13 protein-coding genes are annotated in these 12,140 nt (G+C 35.3%); 11 read left to right on the top strand and 2 right to left on the bottom strand.

Annotated elements, in window-relative coordinates; translation table 11 throughout:
* Positions 1-40 precede the first annotated feature (40 nt).
* Positions 41-790, bottom strand: coding sequence for a 5'-nucleotidase C-terminal domain-containing protein (locus KAOT1_RS09310; RefSeq protein WP_007094534.1), 750 nt, complete (start codon positions 788-790; stop codon positions 41-43).
* A 396-nt stretch (positions 791-1,186) separates the two neighbouring features.
* On the opposite strand from KAOT1_RS09310, the gene KAOT1_RS09305 reads away from it, so the two are divergent.
* The 3 genes from KAOT1_RS09305 to KAOT1_RS09295 are packed head-to-tail and all read left to right on the top strand — an operon-like array spanning position 1,187 to position 3,504.
* Complete coding sequence (locus KAOT1_RS09305) at positions 1,187-1,696, top strand: DUF6913 domain-containing protein (protein ID WP_007094533.1); 510 nt, start codon at positions 1,187-1,189, stop codon at positions 1,694-1,696.
* Positions 1,697-1,698: 2 nt separating this feature from the next.
* Positions 1,699-2,580: a 4-hydroxy-tetrahydrodipicolinate synthase gene (gene dapA / locus KAOT1_RS09300; protein WP_007094532.1), complete on the top strand. Its 882-nt coding sequence runs from the start codon at positions 1,699-1,701 to the stop codon at positions 2,578-2,580.
* 6 nt (positions 2,581-2,586) lie between these two features.
* Positions 2,587-3,504 carry an ion channel gene (locus tag KAOT1_RS09295; RefSeq protein WP_007094531.1) on the top strand — a complete coding sequence of 306 codons (918 nt, stop codon included), beginning with the start codon at positions 2,587-2,589 and terminating at the stop codon, positions 3,502-3,504.
* A gap of 27 nt (positions 3,505-3,531) precedes the next feature.
* Here the strand turns inward: KAOT1_RS09295 and KAOT1_RS09290 are convergent, their stop codons facing one another.
* On the bottom strand, positions 3,532-4,425 hold the full coding sequence (locus KAOT1_RS09290; protein ID WP_007093529.1) for an IS982 family transposase: 894 nt from the start codon (positions 4,423-4,425) through the stop codon (positions 3,532-3,534).
* A 410-nt stretch (positions 4,426-4,835) separates the two neighbouring features.
* Here KAOT1_RS09290 and KAOT1_RS09285 point away from each other — a divergent pair, with 410 nt between their 5' ends.
* The 8 genes from KAOT1_RS09285 to KAOT1_RS23205 all read left to right on the top strand — a co-directional run.
* A complete protein-coding gene (locus tag KAOT1_RS09285) occupies positions 4,836-5,630 on the top strand; it encodes an outer membrane protein assembly factor BamD (protein WP_007094530.1) in 795 nt (264 codons plus the stop codon).
* A 5-nt stretch (positions 5,631-5,635) separates the two neighbouring features.
* Complete coding sequence (locus KAOT1_RS09280) at positions 5,636-5,962, top strand: DNA-directed RNA polymerase subunit omega (protein WP_007094529.1); 327 nt, start codon at positions 5,636-5,638, stop codon at positions 5,960-5,962.
* 3 nt (positions 5,963-5,965) lie between these two features.
* On the top strand, positions 5,966-7,177 hold the full coding sequence (gene coaBC, locus KAOT1_RS09275; protein ID WP_007094528.1) for a bifunctional phosphopantothenoylcysteine decarboxylase/phosphopantothenate--cysteine ligase CoaBC: 1,212 nt from the start codon (positions 5,966-5,968) through the stop codon (positions 7,175-7,177).
* On the top strand, positions 7,170-8,060 hold the full coding sequence (gene porD, locus KAOT1_RS09270) for a type IX secretion system protein PorD (RefSeq protein WP_007094527.1): 891 nt from the start codon (positions 7,170-7,172) through the stop codon (positions 8,058-8,060). The genes coaBC and porD overlap by 8 nt, the downstream gene beginning before the upstream one ends.
* Positions 8,061-8,129: 69 nt before the next feature.
* The gene (locus KAOT1_RS23740) at positions 8,130-8,852 is read left to right on the top strand and encodes an AAA family ATPase (protein WP_007094526.1); all 723 of its coding nucleotides are present in this window, start codon (positions 8,130-8,132) and stop codon (positions 8,850-8,852) included.
* Positions 8,853-8,915: 63 nt separating this feature from the next.
* On the top strand, positions 8,916-9,782 hold the full coding sequence (locus KAOT1_RS23735) for a DNA repair protein RecN (RefSeq protein WP_007094525.1): 867 nt from the start codon (positions 8,916-8,918) through the stop codon (positions 9,780-9,782).
* A 92-nt stretch (positions 9,783-9,874) separates the two neighbouring features.
* Positions 9,875-10,690 (top strand): enoyl-ACP reductase FabI, encoded by an 816-nt coding sequence (locus KAOT1_RS09260; protein WP_007094524.1) that lies wholly within the window; start codon positions 9,875-9,877, stop codon positions 10,688-10,690.
* 228 nt (positions 10,691-10,918) lie between these two features.
* Positions 10,919-12,140 (top strand): FG-GAP repeat domain-containing protein (locus tag KAOT1_RS23205; protein ID WP_007094523.1); only part of this gene is annotated, 1,222 nt, incomplete at its 3' end.

The raw sequence follows: 12,140 nt of genomic DNA, 5'->3' as shown, positions 1-12,140 counted from the left end.
AAAAGTTGAATCAGTTATGGCTCATTTTATAATAATAGGTTTATTGCTTTACAAATCTGCCATCAAGTTTTGCAGGAATGGTGTCTGTACTTTTAAAATAATCAATCATGGCATTTCGAATCTTATAATCCAAAATCTCTAATGATTCCGGATCTTTCAAAAAGTCCATTCGGTCGCCACCATTTTGTAAATAATCAGAAGTCACTACGGTGTACGTTTTGCCATCTTCAATAGGTTTTCCGTTGACCAATGCTTCTTTCACATTAAAATCGTCATCTACTTTTATGGTCAAGCCAGAAATAGGATGCGCACGTTTGGCTTCCGCTAAATAAGCAACCATATTACGTATATTAGCTGCGGTAAGTTCGGCAACTACAATTGAATTTTCAAAAGGCATCACATTAAAAGCGGTTTGTGTTTTTATTGGTCCTTTTGGTATGGGCGCACGAATTCCGCCATGATTCAACAAGCAAATATCAATACTTTTTCCAGTTCGTTTCTTATAAATAGGTTCACTTTGTGACTTTATCAAATCAGACATTAAGTTGCCAATTGTAGTTTCCAGTTCGCCATCATTTTTGTGCATATCTTTTGGTGCGTAGCTCAACACTTTATTCATATCTTCTTCAATGCGCTCACGAAATGGTTTTACATATGCTTCAATTTCCTGATCTGCGGTTAAAGAATCATTAATATTGATGCGTTTTCCTTCAATTCGAGAAACGCTTTGTTTTTCTTCCGCACAAGCGAACATTAAAAAAATAGCCAATAAAGCAACAATTTTTTTCATCTGTTTGTTTTTAATTTATTAGGTGAGTCAGATGGAATTCGCATAGCAATTAGATCGGTTTGTATTGAAATTTTTGAATATGCTTATTTCACTTAAACTAAATATCTGGCAAATTATGAAAAATCACAGATACAATAAGAGCGAATTGCACTAAAAAATTGTAAACACACACACTTTTTTTGTGAATAGCGGTGTGAAATTGACGTTCGTTGTTAAAATTTGACGCTTACGAAATATATTTTTTGTTTTCCAAGAAGGCACGTAACTTGCCGTATAACTAACGTTTATGAGGGTAAAAGTTAGCTGTAGTTTTAAAATTTAAGAGATGTGTGTCTAAATGTACATCTCTTTTTTTTATGGAAAAAGAGTACTTTTGTAAAGAATCAAATTGCATGCATGTTTTTAAAAGGATTACAATACAAATCGGCAAAGAAAGCACTGAACAAAAAACTCAATAATATTACAGCAAAAAAAGTTAGTAATGCACCTATACAAACTGTTGGAATTATTGTAAATGCTGATGAAATGCCTGATTTTAATTCGATAATTAAAGAATTGCAATTGGGAGCAACAGTACAAGTATTATGCTATCATAAAAACTTTAAAAAAGCGCGTACAATTGATTATCCAGTTTTTTATGAAAAAGACTTTGGATGGAAAGGAAACCCCAAAGGAAAAGACTTGAAGCAATTTTTTGACGCACCTTTTGATGTATTAATCAGTTATTACAACAACAATATAGTGCCGTTGCAATTAGTTTCAGGCTTGCACAAAGCAGATTTTAAAATTGGAATTGCAGGTTGCGATCAAGAAATACACGATCTCATTATTCAAACAAAAGAAAAAGAGATACAAACATTTGCAGAAGAATTACACAAATATTTACACATACTTAATAAATTATAATAATGAAGAAATTCATCGGAACTGGAGTTGCCCTTGTTACCCCTTTTAACAAAGACACTTCGGTAGATACAAGCGCATTAGCAAACATTGTGTCGCACGTGATTGAAGGAGGAATTGAATATTTAGTCGTTTTAGGGACAACGGCTGAAAGTGCTGTGCTTACTACAGAAGAAAAACAGCTGGTGATTGAAACTGTTGTCAAAGCCAACAACAAACGTTTGCCAATCATCTTAGGAATTGGCGGAAACAATACTGCTGCTGTTGTAGCTGAAATAAAAGCAACAAATTTTGATGATATTGATGCAATTCTATCTGTTTCTCCATATTATAACAAACCTACTCAAGAAGGAATTTACCAACACTTTAAAGCCATTGCAGAAGCAAGTCCGAAACCAATCGTTTTATACAATGTTCCAGGAAGAACCGCAAGCAATATGTTGCCTGAAACGGTGATTAGATTGGCAAATGACTTTGAAAATATCATTGCTGTCAAAGAAGCTGCGGGCGACATAGTACAAGCTATGCGATTGCTAAAAGATGCACCCAAAGACTTTTTGGTAATTTCTGGAGATGATATGATTGCGTTGCCAATGACACTCGCAGGTGGCGCAGGAGTAATCTCTGTAATAGGACAAGGATATGCTAAAGAATTCTCTGAAATGATTCGTTTTGGATTGGTTGGAAACGTTGCAGAAGCCACAAAACTTCACTACAAACTTATGCCAGCAATTGATTATATATTTGAAGAAGGAAACCCAGCGGGAATCAAGGCTGTTTTTGAAAAACTGAATCTTTCTACGGCAACAGTACGTTTACCACTAATAGAAGCTTCTGATTCGCTCAAACAAAAGCTCAACGACTTTACCGATTCATTGAATTCATAACATTGAATGGCAAAAAAAGTACAAGATCCAGGATTAGGAGAAGATGCGATCACTACGGCAAAACGAATCGTCAACAAAGACGGTTCGTTTAACATTAAGCATTTGCATGGAAAAACAGGAATCTCTGCATTATATGCGTATTTGGTTGATATCAGTTGGACGCGTTTCTTTTGTTTTGTATTTCTTGCGTACTTTATTTTAAACCTATTCTTTGCCACCATATATGTTTTTATTGGTGTAGAATACATTTCTGTAGAACCACAAACATTTATTGTAGATTTTGTCAATGCGTTTTTCTTTTCGTCGCAAACCATTACAACTTTAGGATATGGCGCAATGGCTCCAACAAGCTTGATTGCTGGCGTTGTGTCAAGTTTTCAAGCATTGGTAGGATTGCTAAGTTTTTCATTCGTAACAGGATTACTATACGGACGATTTTCAAAACCAAAAGCACTCATTCAATTCAGTGAAAACATCATTTGGCGTGATTTTAACGATGGAAAAGCGTTAATGTTTCGGCTGATGAATAGCAAAACAGACGTCATGATAAATCCGCGAGTAACGGTAACGTTGGCAATTACAGAAATGGACAATAATGAAGGCTATCAGCGTAACTTCTATCAATTAAAACTAGAAAGAGATCACATTACCTATTTGCCAACAACATGGACATTGGTACATGAAATCACAGAAGATTCACCATTGCATAAATTTACCGAAGAACAACTCAAAACACTCAATGGCGAATTCTTAATCATGGTTTCTTACTATGACGAAGCTTTCAACGAAGAAGTATACCGATTACATTCGTATACTTTTGAAGAATTACTGATGAATGTCGCCTTCGAAAAAGCCTTCTATTTTGATGAAGACGGTTACACGGTATTAGATCATCGTAAAATAAGTCATACGGAGAAAATGTAGTTTAGCTTATTAACCTGAGTTCGATTATTAAAACAAGTAAATTTGATTACTATTATTTGACTGAAATCTAATTTGTGGTTTTTTAGGTAAAAAGCTGTAAGCTATCAATCCTGCAATTAGATTGCTAAGAAAGTTTTCAAAACTTCTATGTCTTGAATGCTCTACTTGACAAATATTTTTAAGTTCATCGTTGACCGTTTCTATTACGGATCTTTTTCTAAGCAGTATTTTATCTGATATTGTCAACAGCGCGTTTTTCATATTATTTTTAATATTGGTGATCAGTTGTACGCCATCAATGAATAGTAATTTGGCTAGTTCTTTGCCTATATATCCTTTGTCAGCAAATAGTTTTCCAAATATTTTGTCTAAAAATCGTTCTTGTTTTAGTGGTGTTCTATCATCTTCACTGGCTTGTGTAATTGTAAAGGTTAGGATTTCGCCTTTATCATTTATGACGATGTGAAGTTTAAATCCATAAAACCATCCCATAGTAGACTTTCCAGTGTTGGCTATTCCTTTAAATACCTTATTGCGTTTGATACGCTTGTTTTTACAGACTCTAATAGGTGTGGAATCCACAAAAGAAATCCCAGTACAATCACCAAGACAACAAGTCTTCAAAAATAAAGTCATAGCCATTAAATTACTTTGCATTTGTTCGACAAATCTGTTGTAAGATATAGTTTTAGGGAATTCTTCCTGCATGTGCTTCTGAATATAAAATATATAGAAGTGCTTAAAAGTTCTAAAACCACTTAAATGAAAAAGTATTGTAATGGTAATAATTTCACTTTTTGACATTATTGGAGGTCGTTTGGGAGCATTACCAAGTAGCGATTTATCAACTATTTGATCATATTCTTTGCAGAATTCATCAACAATACAAAATATTTCCGTAATTTTAGAAAAAGAAACCATAGATAGATTTTTAGATTAATAAATTGAATTTCAACACTTTAATTTACTAAAAATCTATCTTTTTTTGGTAGTAAAACTATCCTGAATATTAATCGAACTCAGGTTATTAGACTTACTTAGATGGTTAGATTAGTTAGAGAGTTAGCTCTAAAAGCAAAGCAGTCTAAAAGCGTCAGCAATTCCAACAAGTCTAAAAGCGTTAGCGTTTCTAACAGCAAAGCAGTCTAAAAGGCGAAGCCGATCTAAGAGCAAAGCGCTCCAAAAGCGGCAGCGATCTAAAAGCAAAGCGCTCCAAAAAGTTAAAACTATGATAAAGAATACTAAAATCAGATTTCTAAAGTTAATTTAGCGACTTAAAAATGTTTTCATAATACATAATAAATACCTATTTTTGCCAGATGTTTAAAAAGATGCCTAAATTTCTATACCTAGTTTTAATAGCTATTACATTCGCTTCTTGTAGCGAATACCAAAAAGCACTTAAGTCGGAAGATACGAAAGTAAAATACGAACTAGCGGAAAGATTATATAAAGAAGGAAAGTTTAAAAAATCAAGTAGACTTTTTGAGCAAATTGTACCACGATACAGAGGGAAACCGCAAGGAGAGCGCGTAACGTTCTTATATGCAAGATCACTATTTGAAATAGAACAATTCATCGTTTCAGGATATCAATTTGAGCGTTTTGTACGTTCATATCCAAAAAGTGACAGTATCCAATCTGCAGCATTCTATGAAGCAAAAAGCTATTACATGGAATCGCCTCGTTACAGTATAGATCAAAGAGAAACAATCAAGGCAATTAATAAACTTCAATCATTCATCAACAACTATCCAGATTCAAAATATCTAGATAATGCCAATGTAATGGTAGATGAATTGACAACAAAAATTGAAAAGAAAGCATACGAAATTGCAAAACAATACAATACGATTTCTGATTACAAATCGTCAATAAAAGCAGTTGAGAACTTTCTTTCAGATTATCCAGGGACAAGCTTCAGAGAAGATGCCATGTTCTTAAAACTAGATGCCATGTATAACTTAGCAACAAAAAGTTTTGCATCTTTAATGGAAGGACGTTATAATGAAGCCGCATCAGCGTACAAAACGTTGGTAAAGTTTTATCCTGAATCAAAATATAGAGAAGAAGCCGACAAAATTATGGCTTCAATAACAGAAGAATTAGCAAAATTTTCAAAATAACAATTATGGTTGATATTAAAAACTTAGACGCTCCAATCAGCACAACAACAGTTGAAAGAAATCAATTTGATGCGCCAACGGACAATATTTATGAAGCAATTTCTGTTGTAGCTAAAAGAGCAATTCAAATCAACTCTGAAATCAAAAAAGAATTGATTGAGAAGTTAGACGAATTTGCTACACACAACGACAGTTTAGAAGAAATCTTTGAAAACAAAGAGCAAATCGAAGTATCTAAATTCTACGAAAAACTTCCAAAACCACACGCTATTGCTGTACAAGAATGGTTGGAAGAAAAAATATATTACCGTAACACAAAAGAAGAAGCTTAGTCTATGTCAATTTTAAGGGGCAAAAAAGTATTACTAGGCGTTACCGCTGGAATTGCCGCTTATAAAACAGCTTCTCTAGTACGGTTATTCATCAAAGCAGGCGCCGAAGTCAAAGTGATTATGACGCCTGCTGCCAAAGACTTCATAACGCCGTTAACCTTATCTACATTATCTAAAAATCCCGTGCATTCATCTTTTACTAATGAAGAAGATGAAAACGACATGTGGACAAATCATGTAGAACTTGGTTTGTGGGCAGACTTTATGTTGATTGCACCTGCAACAGCAAATACCATGTCCAAAATGGCAACAGGAAATAGCAATAATTTATTGCTTGCTACTTACTTATCAGCAAAATGTCCAGTTTATTTTGCACCAGCAATGGACTTGGATATGTACAAACATCTATCGACCAAAAACTCTTTTGAAAAACTAGCTAGTTTTGGAAACATCATGATTCCTGCAACTAGCGGAGAATTGGCAAGTGGTTTGGTTGGAGAAGGACGTATGGCAGAACCAGAAGACATCGTTTCCTTTATAGAAAAAGATATTTTGGCTGCGCTTCCGCTGAAAGGAAAAAAAGTAGTCATTACAGCAGGTCCAACTTATGAGGCTATTGATCCTGTGCGTTTCATCGGAAATCATTCTTCTGGAAAAATGGGCTATGAACTCGCGCGAGCCGCAGCAAACTTAGGTGCTGAGGTTATTTTAATTGCAGGTCCAAACAATCAAAGCATTTCACATTCGTCAGTAAACGTGGTAAATGTCATCAGTGCAGAAGACATGTATAATGCGGCGCATGCAGATTTCCCTTCAGCAGATATTGCCATACTTTCGGCAGCAGTTGCAGATTACAAACCAAAAGATGTAGCTACTCAGAAAATAAAAAAGAACGATTCAACGTTACAGATAGAGTTGGTCAAAACAAAAGACATTCTTGCTTCGCTTGGAGACATCAAAAAAGAACAATTTTTAGTCGGTTTTGCTTTAGAAACGAACAATGAATTGGAAAATGCTAAAGGAAAACTTACGCGTAAAAACTTGGATATGATTGTGCTCAACTCGTTAAACGATAAAGGAGCAGGATTTGGAAAACCAACAAACAAAGTAACAATTATTGATAAAAAAATGAATACCTTAGCTTTTGGATTAAAATCGAAAGCTGAAGTAGCCAACGATATATTTAGTGAAATTTTAAAACGAATCCATGCGTAATCTTGTTTTAAGTATCTTATTTTTCAGTGTAGCATCATTCATGACGGCACAAGAATTAAACTGTCAAATCACAATTGATGCACAACAAGTGAATCAGACAAATCAGCAAATTTTCAAAACCTTAGAACGTTCGCTGAATGATTTTGTCAACAAAACTCAATGGACTAATAAGAAATTTGCACCACAAGAACGCATCAACTGTAGTATGGTGATAAATGTATCGCAATACCAATCGGATGAATTCGTAGCGACCATTCAAGTGCAATCATCACGACCAATCTACAATTCGTCATTTGAGTCGCCTGTATTTAACTTCAATGACAGACAATTTCGATTCATCTATCAAGAATTTCAACCAATTGTATACAATCCCAACGCATTCACCTCAAACTTAGTTGCGGTTGTTGCTTACTATGTGCACATTATTTTAGGGATTGACGCAGACACATTTTCGCTCAGAGGCGGATCAGATTACTATGCGCAAGCACAACAAATTGTGAACCTCTCGCAGACAAGTCCATTTCTAGGATGGAAAGAAGCAGATGGAAATCGTACACGTTGGAGATTGTTAGACAACATGCTCAACAATACGTATAAAGAATACAGAACGGTAATGTATAACTACCACAGAGTAGGAATGGATAAAATGGCAGATGATCCGCGTTCGGCAAAACAAGCCATCAGTGGAAGCTTAGAACTTTTCAAAGCATTGAACAACCGAAGACCCAATTCCTTCTTATTACAAACCTTTTTTGATGCCAAAGCGGAAGAAATTCAAAATGTTTTCTCTGGCGGACCAAAAGTAAGTGTCACACAATTGGTAGAAACCCTCAATAGAGTCGCGCCATTTCACGCTTCAAAATGGGAAAAAATTAAATTCTGATTTTTGCGAAAATTTAGAGCAATACGCTATTTTTGTATGTTGAAACTATTGTAACAAAACTTTACGGCATTGCTCACACAACTTTCTATAAAAAACTTTGCGTTAATCGATTCTTTACAAGTCGAATTTGACAAAGGACTAACGATTATCACTGGAGAAACTGGTGCTGGAAAATCAATTCTTCTAGGCGGTTTGGCATTAATCTTAGGAAAACGTGCGGATTTATCTTCGCTAAAAGATAAAGATCGCAAATGTGTGATTGAAGCGGAATTTTCCATAAAAAAGTACAAGCTCAAACAATTTTTTGAAGAAAATGATCTCGATTACGATCATGATACAATTGTACGACGTGAAATATTGCCTTCTGGAAAATCGAGAGCCTTTGTAAACGATGTTCCTGTGCGTTTAGGCGTATTACAAGCTTTGGGCGATCAATTAATTGATATTCATTCGCAACATCAAACATTACAATTGACTGACAATCAATTTCAATTTCAAGTCATTGATACGCTGGCAAACGTTTCTGACGAAGTAACTTCGTATCAAGAAGTACTCAAAACTTATCAAGCCACTCAAAAAGAATTACGAAACATTCGTGACGAACAAGCGGCTTTAGAAAAAGAACATGATTACAATATGTTTCTTTTAAAAGAATTGGAAGAAGCAAAACTAGAAGGCTTGATACTTGCTGATTTAGAAGCGCAATACGAGCGTTTAAATAATGCGGAAGACATAAAAACGAATCTAAGTACATCGGAACAAATCCTTTCTGATGAGCAAGTTGGAGTATAAATTTACTTCAGAATTGCAAGTAGTTCAGGAAAACTCTCGGGAATTGCACCAGAATTTAACAGCTTGGCAGAACGCATTAAAAGTTCATACATAGAATTAGATGACATTTATAACGAAATCATCAATCTGCAAGGAGAAGTTTCATTCAATCCTGAGCAATTAGAAGAAATTTCATCGAAGCTTCAAAAGATATTCGATTTACAAAAAAAACACAATGTGCTTTCAGTTGAAGAATTAGTGGAAATTCAAACGGAACTCTCTGAAAAAGCGGCCGTTTCGGAAAACATAGATGAAGTCATTCAAGCAAAAGAAAAAGAACTGACAACATTAAGCAATCAATTAAAGCAACTTGCAAAGACAATTCATCAAAAACGTACGGAAGGCATTCCAAAATTAGTTGAACAACTAGAGCGTTTATTAGCAAACTTGGGCATGCCAAATGCACGTTTTGATATCAAAGTTCAATTGGCAAAACAATTTTACGCTAATGGAATGGACGATTTACAATTTCTATTTGCGGCAAACAAAGGCGGAAACTTTAACGAGCTCAAAAAAGCGGCTTCTGGAGGAGAATTGTCGCGCGTTATGTTGTGTATCAAGGCAATTTTGTCAAAATACATGCAATTACCAACTATTATGTTTGACGAAATTGACACAGGAGTTTCTGGTGAAGTGGCGAACAAAATGGCGCGAATCATGCAGCACATGGGGAAAAGTATGCAGGTATTTTCTATCACACATTTACCGCAAATTGCTGCCAAAGGAAAACAACACTTCAAAGTCTACAAACAAGATATTAACGAAGTGACAACCACACATTTAAAAGAATTGCGCGAAGAAGAACGCATAGAGGAAATTGCACAAATGTTAAGTGGTGCAAAAATCTCCGATTCGGCATTGGCAAATGCGAAAGAACTATTAAAATCATAAAAGATAATTTCGATACTTAGAAATCGATCAATTCAATCTTTTACCATATATTTGAACTACCAAACAGCTAAAAACGACTAAAATCAACAAGCATGTCATATAACTTATTAAAAGGAAAAAAAGGAATCATATTTGGTGCTTTAGACGAAAACTCTATTGCATGGAAAACTGCCGAACGTGTGCATGAAGAAGGCGGAACATTTGTATTGACAAATGCGCCAATTGCAATGCGTATGGGAAAAATAAAAGACTTGGCGGAAAAAACAGGTTCAGAAATCATTCCTGCTGATGCTACCAGCGAAGAAGACCTTCAAAACCTTATAGAAAAATCTATGGAAATCCTTGGTGGGAAAATTGACTTTGTATTACACTCTATCGGAATGTCTGTAAATGTTCGTAAAGGAAGACATTACACAGACTTAAAATACGATTGGATGACCAAAGGTTGGGACGTTTCTGCGGTATCATTTCACAAAGTAATGCAAACACTTTACAAACAAGATGCAATGAACGAGTGGGGAAGTATTGTGGCACTAACGTATATGGCGGCACAACGTACATTCCCAGATTATAATGACATGGCAGACAACAAAGCATACTTAGAATCTATTGCACGTAGCTTTGGATATTTCTTTGGGAAAGAAAAGAAAGTTCGTGTCAACACAATTTCCCAATCGCCAACGCCAACAACGGCAGGTCAAGGTGTCAAAGGATTTGATGGATTCATCTCATATGCAGAAAAAATGTCTCCACTAGGAAACGCAACTGCAATGGATTGCGCAAATTACACGGTAACGCTATTCTCAGACTTAACAAAGAGAGTAACCATGCAAAACCTTTACAATGATGGCGGATTCTCAAACACAGGAGTTAGCCAAGAAGTAATCGAAAGATTTACAGAAGAATAAAACAAAATTCATATATACTAAAAAATGCCTCTAAGCTGCTTAGAGGTATTTTTTTTGATTTTTTTAAAAAATAGAAATCTTAAAAACTGCTAGCAAATACATAGAATAACACACAAACAAAAAGAAATCATTACATATTTCAAATATAATATGTTAAATATTTGTGAAATTTGAGTTGTTTTAATAGTTTAGAAGTCTCGAACTCAATAAACTATTTACCGACTGCTTATGAAAAGACGATTACCAGTATTCTTTTCGTGTACCCTTTATATTCTCTGTTTTCAACTAAATGCACAAATATATTTTGAAAATCAAGCAACCGCACTAGGAGTTGATGATTACAGTGGAACCATTTATCTTGGCGGAGGAATTTCCTTTTGCGACTTCAACAATGATGGTTGGGACGACATAACCATTGGAACGCAAAGTGGCGATCCTTTAAAAATCTATAAAAATAACGGTGATGGAACGTTTTCTCTTGAAACAACAATGGTTCCTAGCAACAACGCACAGCAAAAACAAGTTATTTGGGTCGATTTTGACAATGATGGCGACAAAGACTTATACGTGTCTAGTGATGTTGATGGAAGTCGTTTATACAGAAACAGTGGTAACACACTTACAGACGTTACAATTTCAGCAGGCTTGCCTACTGCTGCACAAGATAACTTTGGCGCTTCTTGGGGCGATTATAATAACGATGGATACTTAGATGTATTTCTTTGCAACAGAGGATTAAGTACACCACAACCAAACTATCTCTATAAAAATAACGGTGACGGAACTTTTACAAATGTAAGCGCTTCCGCAGGAATTGACACAGGAAGTCATTTATCATTTTGTTCAGCATTCTTTGACTACAACAATGATGGTTGGCAAGACATTTACATGGCAAATGACAAAACAAATACCACAAATATTCTCTACAAAAATAACGGTGATGGATCCTTTACAGACGTAAGTGAAGAATCTGGAACAAACCTAGCAATTGATGCAATGTCTGTTACCATTTCGGACTTTGATAGAGATGGATGGTTTGATATCTACGTAACTAACGGAATTCCTGGAAACTACTTATTAAGAAACAATGGCGATGGAACTTTTAGCAATGTTGCTGCGGGAACAGGAACCATGTTTGAAAGTATTGCGTGGGGAGCAGTATTCTTAGATGCAAACAACAATGGAGACCTAGACTTATATGTTAGTGGTTCGTTAGATGGTGGTGTGCCAAGTTTAATGTCAGCAGCATTCTACACCAACAACGGGAATGGAACTTTCAGTATAGAATCTAGCTCAGGCTTTGAAAACGACACTAGCGAAAGCTACTCAAATGCTATTGGCGATACAGATAATGATGGTTTTCCAGAAATCATAGTAAGCAACTCTGGCGGTGATGACATCTTTTTATGGAAAAATGAAACAACTTCTACCAACAATTGGTTAAAAGTAG

It is taken from the genome of Kordia algicida OT-1 (genome assembly GCF_000154725.1).
Lineage (GTDB): Bacteria > Bacteroidota > Bacteroidia > Flavobacteriales > Flavobacteriaceae > Kordia > Kordia algicida.
This window is presented reverse-complemented; position numbering and strand designations above follow the sequence as displayed.